We start from the raw sequence: 16,925 nt of genomic DNA on the forward strand, positions 1-16,925 counted from the left end.
GCCCGCCGTATCGTCCACTGGCTTCAGCAGTATGGGATTCGATCGGTGATTCCGCCACGCCGCCGATGCGGGATGCGCAAGGCTGGTCCGGTCGGCTATGACGCAGCGGCCTATCGTGCCCTCAATGTGGTCGAAGGCACCATTGTGTGCCTGAAAGAGTGCCGTTCGGTCGCCACGTGGTTTGAGAAACTGGCGCTGAACGATCGCGGATTCGTCCATCTGGCCATGATTCAACGCGTGGTTCGCATCCTGGCACCATCCACATCGCTATCCTGAATTATCAGATAGAGCCTACTTTTTGTTGAAACGAATCTGCAGGCACTATAAGATATTTAGCCACTTGGAAGGAAAACTCTCATACCTTACGAATAGTGCTACATATTGTCTCATTACTGGAGTGACTGACTTTGCAGTAAAGAATAAGAGTATGGTTGAGAAACATGTATTTCGTTCCCACAGAGTGGGCATATGAGGCTGTTGGTTTCCAACTTTATTTTTGGTGTGCGAGCTATTTTGTAGTAGTCGCCCATCGCCAGTTTCCAACTTTAGCGCATACAAGAACCGTGAAACTTAGCCGCTTTGAGCGTAAAATCGAATGTTTCCAGTTTCCAACTTTATTCCCCGTGCACATTAGCTTATTTCACCCCGCCAAAGGCGGCGAAACAACTATTTTTATGCAGAATATCCAGCTTTTGGAAGCCAACGCTCCGCAAAACGTCAATTTGCCAGAGTAATGGGCGCGGCGAATCTTCGATCTCGATATATTCAAATACTTGGTTGCGGTAAGCCTCATCGCGGAAATCGCTGAGATATTGACCATAGCGTTGCCACATCAAACTATGGACGGCCTCACTGGAATGCTCCACCAGATCGAAAATCCACAGCGAACCACCTGGACGCAAGGCGGCATAACATTGAGCAAAAACCGCCTGCCATTCAGCATCGTCGCGTAGGTGGTGAAATACCGCCGCTGCCACAATAATATCAACCTGCTCACTGCCCAACTCAAGCTGGCGGACATCGCCTTGTAAAGCAGTGACCTTGCCAGTTGTGGCTGCACCGACCCGTTGTTGCGCTCGCTCAAGCATTGACGAGCTCAAATCGATCAGCGTCACATCAAGGTTGGGTAATTCTTGCAAAACTCGTAGGCTGTAATTGCCAGCGCCGCAGCCAATATCCAAGACATGGCGAGCATTAGGAGTAGTGGCGGCAGCCGCTTGAGCAACCAACGTCATTGCTAAAGGGGCATCGACGGTCGCCGATTGGCCAGTTTCCAAATTGGAAAAACGCTCAACATCAGCATCGAAGCGGGCACGAATGGTTTCAACCGTTGATTTGGCCATGGGGAACATCCTCAAACCACAAATAAGCGTCAATCGCGCTATTTTAGCAGGTTTGAGTAATTTTGTACTGATCAATATAAGACAGATTTAGTGCTCTTTTGGTTGGTTGAGTTTTAGTATTTTCAATTCCCGACCCAACCTCGCTGCATGGTTTCGTTGCTCAATCAATCCTTAATCGATGGTGGTCAGTTTGATTGGTAATGCTGGAGCAGGCTTGCCGCGTACACGCCGAATTGCTTCTTTGAGTGCGCCCAGCAACAAGCGTGGTGGCGAAAGTAGGCTGATGCTCAAGCCATTGCGGCCATCGGTGGCCTTCGATGCAAGCCAAACCGCTTTTTGCGCCGGCACACTAGGCGGATTGCCCCACATGCGCAAAATGGTACTGAGGGCTTCAAGTTTGGACTCGTAGCCCGCCATCACTTGCACATCGGTCAGCATATCGGTGGTCATCAAGCCTGGGTTAAAGCCCAAAATTTCGATGCCTTGGTTACGATGTTCTTTGGCGAGGGCCAAGGTAAAGTTGCGCACCCAGCTTTTGCTAGCGCCATAGGCGGTTTGAAACGGCACAGGCCCAGTATCACCACGCCCAAACAGATTGATCAATTTGCCATGGCCTTGTTGTTGGAAATATTTGAGTGCAGTAATTGAGCCATGGTACGTGCCAAAAATATTGGTGTCGATCACACGCCGATAATCGCGGGGATGAATTGCCACAGTCGCGCCATAAGGCCCAGCCACGCCAGCATTGTTGACCCAGACATCGAGTTTGCCAAACTGGGCGATAGTTTGATCGCGCAAGGCTTCGATTGCTGCCAAATCGCCAACATCGCAAGTTGTTGCCAGCACATGGCTCGATTGGCGTTTGAGTTGAGCAAGGGCTTGTTCAAGGCTAGCTTGATCGCGGCCAGCGATCACAACTTTGGCTCCTTGGCTGAGCATTGCTTCGGCCATCGCCAAGCCCAAGCCACGGCTGCCACCAGTAATGACAATTACTTTATCGAGCAATTTCATCGGCTACTCCTAAAAATGCCTGAAGCTGGGCCAATTCGCCCAAATTTTCGAGCAGCAAATCGGGCTGGTGCTCAGAAAGTTGTTCGCGGCTGAACTTACCACTTGCCACGGCAACCGAGCATGCTCCAGCAATTTTGGCGCAAGCAATATCAAACGGCGTATCGCCAATTACCACTACATCATCAAACGTGCCATGCCAACCAGCAGCTTGCGCTCGTTGCAATGCGACGGGCACTAAATCGTTGCGAATATGGCTATCCGAGCCGAATGCGCCCCATTCCCAACGAAAATGGCGGCTTAGATCAACAGCATCGAGTTTGATTTTAGCGGTACGTTGCAAATTGCCTGTTAGCAAGGATTGAATCGTATGGGGTTGTAAGTGGCTCAAGGCCGAATGAACACCATGTAAAATTGTGGTTTCGCGTTGCAGATATTCAAAACGAGCTTGTAATTCGCCTTCATACACGGCGTAAAATTGCTCAAGCCGCTCGAGAATTGCTGCCTCTTCCCATGAATGGAGTGTCTCACGAACGATCAGGCCATCAGTTTTGCCAGCGGTTGAGCTAAGCGGCAGATCAACTTCGTATACACGCTGAAACGCAGCCTTGAAAGCTTCAAGACTGCGCCCATGTGACCGAATCAGGGTTCCATCAATATCCCAAAGCAGCAATTTCATTGTTCGGTTGGTTCCCCATTGACAAGGTCGGCCAGCGGCTGTACCAATTCGCCAAGGCTGCGGAATTGTGGCCCTAACTCAGTATCTTTGAGTGGAATATTGACTGGTACAGTTAAACTGACGGGCACTGAGGCTTGCAGCGGAATTGTCAGGCTCAAATAGACTGGCAATTCCAAGCCTTCGGGCAAATTCAAGGCCACGCTGGCTTTGAGGTAGCCAACGCCAGGCAGGGTGATATCGGCAGGCACTTGCAACGGCACAGCTTGAGTTATCCGCACATTGGTATTTTGGCTGACAGGCACTTGTAAGGTGATCGGCAACTGCTCGTTGAGTGGCACACTAGCTTTAATCGTGGCATTGCTTAGCCCATCAATGGTATCAGTTAATTTAGCGATCGTTGGTTTGAGCGGCGCGAGGCCTGTTTTATAGCCAAATAGCGCAATTGCCAAAACGACTAAACCAATAATTAACACAACATTGAGGATAAAGGAGGTCATGATCATAAACTTGTACGAGCGATCGATATCAACTCGTTCAACAGCAGTTGTTTTGGTCGAATCGGTGGATTTGCGGTTGCGATTGGCCACGTCAACCTCCTTGCAGTGCCTCGAAGGGGAAAATTCATCAGCAGTATACCACAGCCAATCGTTGCTTGTCATGATGATTAAACTTGACTCCCTCACCCCACCCCCTCTCCCACTGCGGCGGGCGAGGGGCGCATTCCAGGTTTCCCCCTCGCTCGCTCGGCGGGAGAGGGGGTGAGGGCACGCCAATCGACGGCGCATCCCCAACCATTATTAAACCTACCCTTGAAAGTTAGGGGTGAGGAAACTTATTTATAGCTTTTGATCCTGAAACGATGCGCTATGCTACAATGCGCGTTGGTAAACAAGCAAGCCCATGCGTGAGGATGTGATTATGGCCCTCCATGAATTGACAATTGCCGAGGCCCGCGCCCAATTAGATCGCGGTGAGATTACCTCGGTGCAACTGACCGAGGCTCTGCTGGAACGCATCGCCGCGTTAGAGCCAACCCTGCATTCGTTTTTAACTCAAACGCCCGATTTGGCCCTGCAACAAGCGCAAGCCGCCGACGAGCGCATCAAGGCTGGCAACGCCACGAGCTTAACTGGTATTCCCTTGGGCATTAAAGATGTGATTGTCACCAAAGATGTGCGCACTACCTGCGGCTCGAAAGTGCTGGAAAATTGGGTTCCGCCCTACGATGCCACCGTCGTGAGCAAACTCAACGAGGCTGGCACGGTAACCCTCGGCAAGCTTAATATGGATGAGTTTGCCATGGGTTCATCCAATGAAAATAGTGCGTTTGGCGGTACACGCAACCCATGGGATACCGAACGTGTGCCTGGTGGCTCGTCGGGTGGTTCGGCGGCGGCGGTTGCTGCTGGCCAAGCTTTTGGCACATTGGGCACCGATACTGGTGGTTCAATTCGCCAACCTGCCGCGTTGTGTGGCATCGTTGGTTTGAAGCCAACCTACGGGCGGGTTTCACGCTATGGTTTGGTAGCCTTTGCCTCATCACTCGATCAATGTGGGCCGTTCGCCCGCACGGTTGAAGATGTGGCCTTGTTGCTCGAAACGATTGCTGGTCATGATCCCAAAGATTCAACCAGCGCCAATTTGCCAGTACCCGACTATCGTGCTAGCCTCACTGGCGATATTCGCGGCCTCAAAGTTGGCGTGCCCAGCGAATATTTCGTCGATGGTATGGAGCCTGGGGTTGAAAAAGCCGTGCGCACGGCGATCGAGCAGATTAAAGATTTAGGTGCTGAAATTGTTGAGGTTTCGCTGCCCCACACCAAATATGCCTTGCCCGTCTATTACATCATTGCGCCAGCCGAATGTAGCACCAACTTGGCTCGCTTCGATGGTGTGCGCTATGGCGTGCGATTAGAAGGCAATGGGCTGTTCGATGAAATTGAATCGACGCGTGGCCAATTGTTTGGCGCGGAAGTGCGCCGCCGGATTATGCTTGGAACGTATGCACTCTCATCGGGCTATTACGATGCCTACTATCGCCGCGCCCAACAAGTACGAACCTTGATTCGCCGCGACTTCCAAGAAGTTTGGAGCAAAGTCGATCTATTGGCAGCACCAACCTCGCCCAGCGTGGCCTTCAAAATTGGCGAAAAAGCTGATGATCCAGTAGCGATGTATCTCTCGGATGTGTGTACATTGCCGATTAACTTAGCGGGTGTGCCTGGTTTGGTTGTACCCTGTGGCTTCAGCGACAATTTGCCAACAGGCCTGCAATTAATTGGCAAGCCATTCGATGAAGCGACCTTGCTGCGCGTCGGCCATGCCTACGAGCAAAATAACAGCTGGCACAAACAACATCCTAATTTGTAGCCAAACGTTTCGTAACCACGAAGAACGCGAAGATCACTAAGTAACGATCCTTCACGCTCTTCGTGGTTAAATTTCATCCCTCATCCTTCATCCCTCATACTTTCCTTGGGCTATTGCAATCTCCGAGCGCCGCCGCTACCATTGAACTACGAAAGCATCTAGTAGGGAGCCAACGGCATGACCAGTTATAGCATCACTGGGCGGGTGGTTCGGACGATTGATCTTGCGCCGCTTGCCAACATTAGCGTGCGGTTTATCTCACAAGCAGGCTATCTGAGCAATGTGGCCAATCGCAGCCTTTTGCCAGCAGGCCAGGTCGATTGGACGCGCTCGCTGACAGGGTTTAGTGGCACGCGCTGGGAATGTTGGGAGCAGCAGATCAACAGCAAAGTAGCAATTGCTTGGGGCGATTTTCGCGATGGTGCGCTGATCTACAACCCACATTTGAGCGATGATGGACGGGTGTTTCATAGCGATAAAACCTATTTGATGCCCGAAGTTTCGCCAGCCCAAGAAGTGAGCTGGACGCGCCAAATCACTGGGTTTGCTGGCTCGCGTTGGGATTGCTGGGTACAATATATCGATAAGCGTGTGCCAATTAGCTGGGAATCGTTTCGAGATAATGCTTTGATTCATAATCCCCAACTGGCGGCTGATGGACGTTTATTCCAAACCGCCAAAACCTATCTGATTCCCGATGTCGCGCCAGTGGCCCGTGCTGCCTGCGAAGTCAAAACCGATGCTCAAGGCAATTATCGCTTTGACAATATTGGAGCAGGCGCGGTTGGCTTGCTCGAAGTCAATGTGGCTGGTTATACGCCTGTTCGCGTGCCAGTAATTGTCAACAATACAATTAATCAACCGATCAATGTGCGCGGTGGTGGCAGCGGTGTGCGTTCGGCTCACCCTAGCTATAATGCTTTACATCCCAAAGTGCGGGCGATTATTGATCAAGCCTTGTTTATGCTGGGCGATGAAAAAACCGTCTACGATGCGCTGCCCACGAATTTGCAACAAATGTGTTATGGAGCGCAATTCGCCAGCAATCCCAATCATCAATACTACAAAGATATTGTTTGTGCCGATTTGGTGAGCATTTGTTTGGCCGCAGCAGGCTTTAATGTCAATTGGAACAGCGGAGCCAATCCCCATATGGCCCAGCATTATGCACCCGGCCCCGCCACCCTGCAAGAAATTACCGATGCCAACGATTGGCAACCAGGCGATGTGTTGGTATTTGGCAATAATGGCGCGGCGCGAGCTGGCCATGTGACGTTGTATGTTGGCCCTTTCCAAGGCACCGATCGTTCAGGCACAAACTATTCGTTGAGCGCCAATTTCGATGTGGTTGAGGCCAGCATGAACTTTGACCTTGCCAATGGCCAGCGTTGGGGCTTGGGCAACATCGCCACCACCCGCCAACAATGTTTACAAGGCAAACGTGGCTATCAATGGGTCAAGCGGGTGCGTTTGAAAGAAGTCGCAGCATTAATCTAATATTGCTGCGCTCAAATGAAGTGACGATCTGCAACCGATTGCTGATTCGCAGGTGGGCTAAACTGCGCTACAATGGGGCATATCGTCATTTCTCAATGTGGAGGAAAGACCCTCATGGAACGACCAATTCGGGTGTTAGTGGCCAAACCAGGGCTTGATGGCCACGACCGTGGCGCAAAAGTGATCGCCCGTGCCTTGCGTGATGCAGGCATGGAAGTTATTTATACTGGGTTGCAACAAACCCCCCAAATGATCGTTGAAGCCGCCTTGCAAGAAGACGTTGATTGCATCGGCTTGTCGATTCTCTCAGGGGCGCATATGACCTTGCTGCCCAAAATCACCACCATGCTGCGCGAAAACGATGGCGCGGATATTTTGGTTGTAGCTGGCGGCATTATCTCCGATGAAGATGCAGCAATCTTGCGCAACGATCATGGGATTGCGGGGATTTTCGGGCCTGGCTCTTCGACCCATGCAATTATCGATTTTATTCGTGAGCATGTTGAGCGTAGCTCGGTAGAAGGGTAGGTTGGGCGTGGAACTTGTAGCAAAGGCTCGTGCTGGCAATCGCCGTGCACTGGCCCGCTTGATAACCTTGGTTGAAGCTGGCGATGCCCAAGCCCAAACGGCTTTGGCGGCGCTCTACCCCTACACTGGCCATGCTCATATTGTTGGGGTAACTGGCGCACCTGGCACTGGCAAATCGACCTTGGTAACCCAAATGGCCTTGCATTGGCGTAGCCTTGGGCGCACGGTCGCCGTGTTGGCAGTTGACCCAACCTCGCCATTTAGTGGTGGCGCAATTTTAGGCGATCGGATTCGCATGCAAGCGTTGGGCGGCGACAGCGGCTGTTATATTCGTTCGATGGCGAGCCGTGGCAGCCTTGGCGGTTTGTCGCGGGCCACTGGCGATGCGGTCAAAGCGCTCGATGCAGCAGGTTTTGACATTGTGATTGTTGAAACTGTGGGGGCTGGTCAGGCCGAGGTCGAAATTGCCCGCGAAGCCCATACTGTGGTGGTGGTTGAAGTGCCAGGTATGGGCGATGATATTCAGGCGATCAAGGCTGGCATTTTGGAAATTGCCGATGTGTTTGTGGTCAATAAAGCTGATCGCGAGGGCGTTGAGCGCACAGTTCGGCAATTGCAGATGATGCTGCATCTTGGCAGTGGCGAGCACCGTGATGGCTGGGAGCCACCGATTGTCCAGACTGTTTCCAACACTGGCAAGAATATCGCCGAGGCGGCTGCGGCGGTCGAACGGCATCTCGCCCACCTCAAAAGCAACAATTTGCTCGAATTGCGCGAACGCGAGCGGATTGAGCGCGAGTGGAAAGTGATTATGCGTGAAACGTTGTTGCGCCAATTGCTGCAACGACTTGAGCCGCACGTCCATGAACAGCTACTCAAACAGATGAGCGAGCGCCAACTCGACCCATATGCCGCCGCCAATCAAGCGATTGAAAGCGTTTTGGAATTCCCGCAATCGGCAACTCCATCCGGGCAAAGCTAGGAGTAGCAGGATCAAGCTTTGGCGGTTGGCAATGGATTAACATGCCCTCACCCCCTCTCCCGCACAGCAGGCGAGGGGGAAACTCCCAATAACCCATCTCCAATCCCTATGTTCTTCATCCCTCATAATTCATCCTTCATCCTTATCTAGGATTGACACTACCCAAGCTGCCAACTATAATCGAGCAGTCCTTTAAATGCGGTCCGGCGAGGCTGCGAAGGCGTGTAGCTCAATAGCAATTTTTTGCCCATTTTCGCTCATGCCCTAGGTCGGATCGTCGGCTTAGGGTTTGTTGTTTCTCCGAGGTTGTATGGCACACACCGACTACTCTGTTGATATCGTAATTCCGGTATTGAATGAAGAGCAGCAGCTAGAGCAAAGCGTCGTAGCCCTTCGCGATTTTTTGCAGGCCTCGTGTCCTTATCGTTGGCGCATCGTTGTCGCCGATAATGGCTCAACCGACCGCACGCCCCAAATTTGCCACGATCTGCGCAGTCGTTTTCCAGGCGAGGTCGATTTTGAGCGCTTGGAGCAACGTGGGCGAGGGCGGGCGTTGCGCACTGCTTGGCTCAAAAGTTCAGCCGATATTTTGTGTTATATGGATGTCGATCTTTCGACCAATCTCCGTGCGTTGCCACCATTGCTCGCCGCATTAATTCACAGCGATTATAGCCTGGGCACTGGCTCACGCTTGATGCACGGGGCAATTGTTACGCGCCAATGGAAGCGCGAAATGATTTCCCGCGCCTACAATTTGTTGATTCGCGTGCTATTTTGGCATCGTTTTCGCGATGCTCAATGTGGCTTCAAAGCAATTACCCGTCAAGCGGCCCAAGAACTCATCCCAATGGTGCGCGATAACGAATGGTTTTTTGATACTGAATTATTGCTCAAAGCTGAACGGCGCGGTTATCGTATTTTTGAAGTGCCCGTTGAATGGATCGAAGACTTGGGCACAACGGTCAAAATTGTTAAAACCGCTTGGCAAGATATTAAAGGCTTGGTACGGGTTCGCTTGGGCGGCTAAATCATTCATTAGCCCTAGGTCGCTGTGTGGTAGCGCCGCCAGCCAATCGGGGCTACAATAGACAATACGCTATTGCTGGCAGGAGCAAAGATCCTATGACACCCAAACAGTTGATGAATGACGAGGAAATTCGCCGCGCCCTCAAACGTATCGCCCATGAGATCGTTGAGCGCAACGCTGGAGCTAATTTGGTTTCGCTGGTGGGGATTCATCGGCGGGGTGTGCCCTTGGCTCGCCGCTTAGCCGCGATGATCGCCGAAACCGAGCATGTGCAGGTGCCAGTTGGCGAGCTTGATATCGGCCTCTATCGCGACGATTTACATTCGCGTGGGCCAGCCCCAATCTTGGGCCGCACAATTTTGCCCGAATTAGGCAAACGGGTGGTAGTGTTGGTCGATGATGTGCTCTACACTGGCCGCACCATTCGCGCAGCATTAAATGAGTTGAGCGATTGGGGTCGCCCAAGTGCCATCCAATTGGCCGTACTGGTCGATCGCGGTCATCGCGAGTTGCCAATTCGCGCCGATTTTGTCGGCAAAAATATTCCAACCGCCAAAAATGAGCGGGTTGATGTCCAACTCAGTGAAATTGATGCAGCCCAAGATAGTGTTGTAATTGTGCAGGAGGACTGATGGGGCGAAGCGGGCAAGCACGACGACGGCGACGGACATCACGCTTTTTGGAGCAAGTTGGGTCACGGCGCAAACGAGCAGCGGTGGCACCATTGCAACTTGATGGCCGCGAAGAAACTGCTGCGTTGTTGGCGACCCTTGATGAACTTGCACCATTGTTAGGTGAGCAGAGAATTATGGTTGAAGATGAAGAACTAGCCAATTTATTGAGCCGCTGTACGATTGACCTTCGCGCTCGCGCTGAACGCGATGAGTTGCGTCCAGCCTTTTTGCGCGACGAGGATTTGCTGGCAGTCCAGCAATTGCTCACCTCGATGGATCATGTGAATCCAATTATTTTGGGCAAGGCGCGTTCGGGCAAAACCGCCTTGGTGCATGAATTGGTGCGGCGTTTGGTTAAAACTCCCGAAAATATGCCCGAAAAACTGCGCGATTTGCCGATGTATGAGATGACTCCAGCCTCATTATTGGCTGGCTTGCAATTTGGCGAGGGCTGGCGAGCCAATCTCTCAACCTTGTTTGGCAAATTGGCTGAACATGGCGCGGTATTGTTATTTATTCGCGATATTCACGCCGCAGTTGGGGCGGGGGTTAAGCGTGGTGATGATGATGATGATGATTTGGCCGCCGCGCTTGAGTCAAATTTACACAATGGCAAATTGAAAATTATCGCCGAAGCGCGGCCAGATCGTTGGCAGGCCATCGCTGCTGATCGCGAATCATTTGCCGATTTGTTTACCTCGATTCAATTGGCGATTCCCAAGCCTGAGCAGGTTGCCGAAATTGTCCAGCATGTGGCTGAACGTCATCGCCAACGCGCCAATATTGAGGCTACCAGTCAAGCGACTGCGATTGATATTGCAGGCCGCTTTATTCTGAACCAAGCCTTTCCTGGCAAGGCGATTGAATTGCTGGAAGATTCGCTGCTCTTAGCTGAACGCCAGCACGAGCCAGAAGTTTTGCCGCGCCATGTGGTTGAATGTTTTGGCAATCGCACTGGCCTAACTAAATTATTGCTTGATGAAAATGAGCGCTTTGATGAAATTGCCTTGCGCCGTTCATTCAGCGAACGAGTGCTCGGCCAAGATCCCTCAGTAATTGCCATGGTCCAAAAATTGGCCTTGCTCAAAGCTCGCCTACACGATCCGGCGCGGCCAATGGGTGTCTACTTTTTCCTTGGGCCAACGGGCGTAGGCAAAACTGAGCTAGCCAAAACTTTAGCCTCAACCTTGTTTGGCAGCGAAGAACGCTTTGTACGCTTCAACATGGCCGATTACAGCGGCGAATACGATTTTGCCCAATTATTTGGCCGTACTTGGGGCGATAGCGATGCTGAACGCCGTGGCAAGCTGACCATGGCGCTGATCAATTTGCCCTTTGCGGTGCTATTGCTTGATGAATTTGAAAAAGCCCATCGCTCAATTTTCAATCGCTTTCTGCAATTGTTCGATGAAGGTATTTTGGTCAATGCGATGGGCGAGGAAATCAATCTTCGTAACACGATCATCATTATGACCAGTAATTTTGGCGCGACGATTGTGCAAGGTGAGACTTGGGGCTTTGCCGCCCGCGAAGGTATCGAAGCGGTTGAACGGCGCGTGTTACGCGAAACTGAAGAATTTTTCTCGCCCGAATTTATCAATCGGCTTGATGGAGTGATTTTCTTCAAGCCGCTTTCGCAGAGCGATATGCGCAAAATTGCCGCTCGCGAAATGCGCAAATTATTTGAGCGTGAAGGCTTGGTGCGGCGCAACGTGCAGGTTGAGCTTGATGATGCTGTGCTCGATATTTTGCTCAAACATGGTTATAGCATCCGTTATGGCGCACGCTATCTCAAGCGCCAAATCGAAAAGATGGTCACCTATCCTTTGGCTTCGGCCTTGCTGACGCGGCCTGAGCAAACCAATGGCTTGTTGCGCTTATACGTGGCACGCGAGCAAATCAAGGCTTCGTGGGTGGCAAATGATGATGATGAGCCGCTGCTACCATCGCCTGAGGAGCAAGCGCTGCAATTGCCCCAAACGATCGAAGAAGCAGCGCAGTTTATCGAGCAACTGCATAATCGGCTCAAGCATCTGATCAAGCAATTGAATGTGGTTGAGGCCCGCGAACGCCAAACTGAACTAATGGACGAAATGTCCAGTCCCAGCTTTTGGGATGATCATGAACAAGCGCAGTTTTTGCTGACAGAATTGAGCAATGTGGCGCGACGCGTTGGCCGCTGCGACGATCTGCGGCGTTTATATGACGATGCCGACCAACTATTGCAACGGATTCGCGAGCGCAACGAGCGGCGTTTGTTCCCCGAACTGATGCGCATGGCCAAGCGGCTTGAGCGCGATTTACGCTTTGCCGAACTGGAAATGCTGTTCAGTAACCCCGAAGATTGGCACGATGCTTATATCATTTTGGAGAGCGACCAAGCAGGCTTGCGCTGGGTTCGCAACTTGGCCAACGCCTACTTAGAATGGTCGCTAGGCAAGCGCTTTGAAGCCAAAGTGATCGACGAAACACCCGCCGAAGATAATCTGATTCGCGTGACCTTGCAGATTAGTGGTTCTGGCGCGTTTGGTTTATTGCGCAGCGAAGCAGGCACCCATCGCATCTCAGAAACTGGCGGCGAGCCACGGCTCAAAACCGTGACCCAAGTGCAGATAACGGTATTGCCTGTGCCAACCGAGGATACGCCAGCCCCGGCCAGCAGCGACATTGAAATGGCGGTGATGAATACCCGCGCCGATGGCTATTTCTTGCGCAAATTGCGGGTAACTGGACGGGCAATCCATCGCTATTCTGGCGCAGCCGCCTTTGCATGTGCTGGCAGCGAACGAGCCGTGCGCGAAATGTTGCTGAGCATCTTGTTGGGGCGCTTGGCAATGAAACAGCTTGATGATTTTATTCAGCCCAGCGACGATGCTTGGGGTTCGGTGGTGCGCAGCTATCACTTGGGCAAGCGCTCAACGATCAAAGACCCGCGCACCGAAATCGTCCATACCAATCCCAAAGCAGCCCTTGCTGGCGAGCTTGATCTCTTTATTGAAGCGGCGTTACGTTGGCGAGCAGCCTTGCCAGCCCGTCGCTAAACCGTCAAGGCGCTTAGGCCACAACCTAAGCGCTTTTGTTTATTAGTTGCTACTTGCTATAGATGGAGAATTTTTATGAGTTCGCCAACCACTACACCGCGCCGTCGGCATGTGCTTGATCTTGATGATTGGAGTGCTGATGAGTTACGCACACTTTTGACCATCGCCACCCAGATGAAGGATGTGCTGGAGCGTCCGGTTAAGCAAGTGCCAACGTTGCGCGGCAAAATTGTGGTCAATATGTTTTGGGAAGATAGCACCCGCACTCGTTCGTCATTTGAGCTAGCGGCCAAAGCGCTCTCGGCCAACGTGCTCAGCCTCGGAGCCAAAGATACCAGCGTCAAAAAAGGCGAATCATTGGTCGATACGGTGCGCACGGTGCAAGCCTTGGGAGCCGATTATATTGTGATGCGCCATGGCCAAAGTGGCTCGCCCTATCTGGTGGCGCAGCATTTCCGTGGCTCGGTGATTAATGGTGGCGATGGTCGGCATGCCCATCCATCGCAAGCCCTGCTCGACCTATTCACGATGCACGAACGGCTAGGTGAGTTGGCCGACAAAAAAGTCGTGATTGTTGGTGATATTTTGCATAGCCGCGTGGCTCGCTCCAATTTGTGGGCGTTGACGACGATGGGCGCAAAAGTCGTGGTTTGTGGCCCACCAACCTTGATCGGCCCAGCCAAATATTGGCAAAGCACATGGCCCAATGTTGAAATTTCGCATAGCCTTGATCAAGCTGCTGAGGGTGCTGATGTGCTGATGGCCTTGCGTTTGCAACACGAACGCATGGAAGGTGGTTTGTTGCCATCATTGCGCGAATATAGCCGCCGCTTTGGCCTGAATGCTACCCGCGTCGCCAGCGCCAACTCCAACGTGATTGTGATGCACCCCGGCCCGATGAACGAAGGCGTGGAGATTATGCCCGATGTAGCAACTGGCCCACACTCAGTAATTGAAACCCAAATTACCAATGGCGTAGCCATGCGCATGGCCTTGTTCTACTACCTTGCCACTGGTAGCGAACAGGTGTAGATCCGATCCATCATCAGGATTGTGGCCCCTCGCCCATACGAGTGAGCGAGGGGCTTTTTGCGCTGAACCAGAGGCGAAGGCCACGAATTAACGTTGGACTATTGGGATAAACAGTTGGTCGATTGGCAAGAATGGGATTGGCTCCTCAAAGATTGGCCGTGGTTGTTTACTGGTGATCGTTTCAAAGTTGCGACCTGCTGGCGGATTAGGTATCGCCGTAAACAGATAGCGACCAGCCTCACTACTACTTACTTGCACGATGTATTCGCCAGCTAGCGGTGTAGGATTATAGCTAATTTGATCCAATCCAAGGCTGGTTGATTGTTGAGTTGGTGCAGTCCAGATATATGGTTCCCATGCGTGCAAATTGCTATTGCCAAACTGGCTTTGTAAACGAAAGGCTTGGGCTTGGTCGCGCTTGAGGCTAAATCGATAGATATGTTTTTGGTTTTGGCTGATCGTTGCGGGCAACGGCGCATAATTTAGCCGCACAATGGCCGGAATCAAGCTATAGCCATTGCTCGAATAGCCCCAAACATACAAGACCACCGCACCAGGATCTAAGCCTGCTACGCTTAATTGCACTGTTGGTAAAGTTGGTTGATTGATCGTGGTAGTAGCCCGCAACACTGGCGTTTGCAAGCGCGGGTTGGCAGCATTGCCCTGATATTGATAGGCTTGGATAATCACCCTTGAAACTGGTGTACCGCTGCCCGCTTGCTGCTGAACATTCAGCGTAACGGTTGGGCTATTGGATAATTGCAGATTGTTCGAGGTCTTGACAATAAGCATTGGGCGACGCGGCACGGTTGGCGCAATATTCAGCGAGCGGGTAAGCACATTATTATTTTCGTTGCTTTCTTGCACATGCTGGCCGCCATCGCCAACGACCCGCAAGCTATAAACTCCAGCAGTCGTTGGTTGCCAAATTTTTTGCGCATAGATTCGTTGGCTACCAGCCTCAAGTTTGGTCAACATCAAACTATCAGTAAATACGACTGTACCATTCAAGACAACCTCAAAGCAGAGATCGCTACGTTGCACTGCGCGAGTGACATTCAGCATAACACTCAAACGAATCGATTCATTGACCGCCAAGTTGCTATCGGCAGGGTTAAATTGGCTTAGGCTGATGTCGGCGCGAGGAGTCGATTGATCGCGGGCAGCAGGTAAGCTCGGCGTACACAACGCTGTTTGTACCTCAATATCACGCCAATATTCCTGAAACACTTCATCCCAGCCGTTGCGATGGGTCACATCGGCTAAAAATGCTAACGGATGCGGATTATCTGGCTGGGTGTCGTCATCGTGATACCAATGGGCCTGCCAGCTTAATTCGGTTGCTCCCGCCACCGAGAGGCCTTGCAAATCGGCATATAAACTCAAGCCAGCGGCATCATCATCAAGCCCAAGTGGATTCAGTCCATCAAAAATCCATTGGGTTGGAGTTGGGTCGAACCACGGAAAATCGTTATCCGCCAAGCGATAAACCACGACCATCGGATTACCGCTATTATTGCGAATCCGATCGCGGGTTTGGGCGGCAAAGCTAGCAACTTGCGGATTGAGATTGGCGAAACTTTGACTCAAACCATGAGCAAAACTGCGCAAATCGACCAAGCCATCGGGCGCATTCAGCTCCCAATCGCTTGGCTCACAATAGGTCAGATCGTATTTTCGGCTCTCAAGGTAGGCATTAAACAAGGCTGTGCGGGTAACTTCGCGCTGGCTGGGATTGAGCAAATTGGTATAGATGGCGTTCGAAGCACTATCCCACGTGGTTTTGAGATTATTTAATTGATCGGCATCGATCACGCTTAAAATCCGTGGATGATCGCTGCTTGGCAGTTGATTATGGTAGCTATCGAGAATATGTCGGGCCATTTGTAGCGGGTTGGGGTTGCTGTTCAAGCCAAGCAAGGCATTACCGGGCATGGTTGGGTCGAAAAAGGCATAGTTGGGCGAGGCAGTCAGATATTCGGCATACGGTGCAAGTGGGTATAAGGCCTCAATCGAGCCACTAAAGCACATCAACACATCGAGCACGGCCAAGCGAGGGCCAATCGGAGCCGCAATTGCCAAAGCCAAGGCCAAATCATTGGGCGAAAGCGCATTATAGCCGCTGATACTCGTGGTCAGCGTGTGATCGGTCACATCGGCATTGGCCCCAATGCGGGTGGGCAACGGTGGCAGATTGACGCTGCTGACTGGGCGTTCGGGCTGGCTGAGGTTTGAAATCTCGATATCGGGCATAATTGGCACACCATGGCCAATGTAGCTCAAGGTGTAGTTTTGGCCAGTGTAACTGCTTTTGGCCCACAATAAAAACCCGCCCAAGGTTCGGCCATCAGTTACATCATATTCTTTAAGGTTGCTATCAATAATTCCATCAATATCGGGCAAGCCAATCAAGGTATTGACATTGCCATTCTGCACAACCCGCACATGGGTATCATTCATTCCCGCCAAATCAGCCAACACAATCGCCGTTAGATCGGGCTGACCAACAGTGGCATTAGTGATGCTAGTGAGGGTTGCATCATAATACGGGGTTAAATTCATCGTGCTATCAAGCCGATTATCGTAGGCCAAAATATAAATGGCCACCAATGGCGCTGCTTTCGGTGTTGCCTCCACGATTGGCGGAAGCATGGCACTTAACAATAGACCGATCAGCAAGCAGCACCGCAGCAGACGTGTTCCCATGGGATAATCCTCCGCAAACGCCAACGCCTGCCCAAGCC

General features: G+C 51.7%; 14 protein-coding genes. 9 read left to right on the forward strand and 5 right to left on the reverse strand.

The genetic code is table 11. The annotated features are described in order from the left end of the window. On the forward strand, positions 1 to 276 hold a 276-nt coding region (locus tag DEF47_RS05245), incomplete at its 5' end, for a transposase (RefSeq protein WP_287045006.1). A gap of 359 nt (positions 277 to 635) precedes the next feature. Here the strand turns inward: DEF47_RS05245 and DEF47_RS05250 are convergent. The 4 genes from DEF47_RS05250 to DEF47_RS05265 form a co-directional block, all read right to left on the reverse strand. Beyond that, positions 636 to 1,343, reverse strand: a complete 708-nt coding sequence (locus tag DEF47_RS05250; protein WP_012191505.1) for a class I SAM-dependent methyltransferase — start codon at positions 1,341 to 1,343, stop codon at positions 636 to 638. A gap of 171 nt (positions 1,344 to 1,514) precedes the next feature. Further along, the gene (locus tag DEF47_RS05255) at positions 1,515 to 2,354 is read right to left on the reverse strand and encodes an SDR family NAD(P)-dependent oxidoreductase (RefSeq protein ID WP_012191506.1); all 840 of its coding nucleotides are present in this window, start codon (positions 2,352 to 2,354) and stop codon (positions 1,515 to 1,517) included. Further along, positions 2,338 to 3,030, reverse strand: a complete 693-nt coding sequence (locus DEF47_RS05260; protein ID WP_012191507.1) for an HAD family hydrolase — start codon at positions 3,028 to 3,030, stop codon at positions 2,338 to 2,340. Before DEF47_RS05260 ends, DEF47_RS05255 begins: the two co-directional genes overlap by 17 nt. Further along, positions 3,027 to 3,617, reverse strand: a complete 591-nt coding sequence (locus DEF47_RS05265) for a hypothetical protein (RefSeq protein ID WP_012191508.1) — start codon at positions 3,615 to 3,617, stop codon at positions 3,027 to 3,029. Before DEF47_RS05265 ends, DEF47_RS05260 begins: the two co-directional genes overlap by 4 nt. A 328-nt stretch (positions 3,618 to 3,945) precedes the next feature. Here DEF47_RS05265 and gatA point away from each other — a divergent pair, with 328 nt between their 5' ends. The 8 genes from gatA to DEF47_RS05305 all read left to right on the forward strand — a co-directional run bounded on the left by gatA (position 3,946) and on the right by DEF47_RS05305 (position 14,181). Next, a complete protein-coding gene (gene gatA / locus DEF47_RS05270; RefSeq protein WP_353845046.1) occupies positions 3,946 to 5,400 on the forward strand; it encodes an Asp-tRNA(Asn)/Glu-tRNA(Gln) amidotransferase subunit GatA in 1,455 nt (484 codons plus the stop codon). Between the two features lie 177 nt (positions 5,401 to 5,577). Continuing rightward, complete coding sequence (locus DEF47_RS05275; RefSeq protein ID WP_012191510.1) at positions 5,578 to 6,897, forward strand: hypothetical protein; 1,320 nt, start codon at positions 5,578 to 5,580, stop codon at positions 6,895 to 6,897. Positions 6,898 to 7,011: 114 nt separating this feature from the next. After that, positions 7,012 to 7,425, forward strand: coding sequence for a cobalamin B12-binding domain-containing protein (locus tag DEF47_RS05280; RefSeq protein ID WP_012191511.1), 414 nt, complete (start codon positions 7,012 to 7,014; stop codon positions 7,423 to 7,425). 7 nt (positions 7,426 to 7,432) lie between these two features. Continuing rightward, the gene (gene meaB, locus DEF47_RS05285; protein WP_012191512.1) at positions 7,433 to 8,407 is read left to right on the forward strand and encodes a methylmalonyl Co-A mutase-associated GTPase MeaB; all 975 of its coding nucleotides are present in this window, start codon (positions 7,433 to 7,435) and stop codon (positions 8,405 to 8,407) included. A 310-nt stretch (positions 8,408 to 8,717) separates the two neighbouring features. Beyond that, the gene (locus tag DEF47_RS05290; RefSeq protein WP_012191513.1) at positions 8,718 to 9,434 is read left to right on the forward strand and encodes a dolichyl-phosphate beta-glucosyltransferase; all 717 of its coding nucleotides are present in this window, start codon (positions 8,718 to 8,720) and stop codon (positions 9,432 to 9,434) included. A gap of 95 nt (positions 9,435 to 9,529) precedes the next feature. Then, a complete protein-coding gene (gene pyrR / locus DEF47_RS05295) occupies positions 9,530 to 10,066 on the forward strand; it encodes a bifunctional pyr operon transcriptional regulator/uracil phosphoribosyltransferase PyrR (RefSeq protein WP_012191514.1) in 537 nt (178 codons plus the stop codon). Beyond that, the gene (locus DEF47_RS05300) at positions 10,066 to 13,149 is read left to right on the forward strand and encodes an AAA family ATPase (protein ID WP_012191515.1); all 3,084 of its coding nucleotides are present in this window, start codon (positions 10,066 to 10,068) and stop codon (positions 13,147 to 13,149) included. Before pyrR ends, DEF47_RS05300 begins: the two co-directional genes overlap by 1 nt. 75 nt (positions 13,150 to 13,224) lie before the next feature. Further along, positions 13,225 to 14,181, forward strand: coding sequence for an aspartate carbamoyltransferase catalytic subunit (locus DEF47_RS05305; protein WP_012191516.1), 957 nt, complete (start codon positions 13,225 to 13,227; stop codon positions 14,179 to 14,181). Positions 14,182 to 14,268: 87 nt separating this feature from the next. Here the strand turns inward: DEF47_RS05305 and DEF47_RS05310 are convergent, their stop codons facing one another. Beyond that, positions 14,269 to 16,887: a clostripain-related cysteine peptidase gene (locus DEF47_RS05310; protein WP_012191517.1), complete on the reverse strand. Its 2,619-nt coding sequence runs from the start codon at positions 16,885 to 16,887 to the stop codon at positions 14,269 to 14,271. Between the last annotated feature and the right edge of the window lie 38 nt (positions 16,888 to 16,925).

Source organism: Herpetosiphon sp., assembly GCF_003512625.1.
Classification (GTDB): Bacteria; Chloroflexota; Chloroflexia; order Chloroflexales; family Herpetosiphonaceae; genus Herpetosiphon; species Herpetosiphon aurantiacus.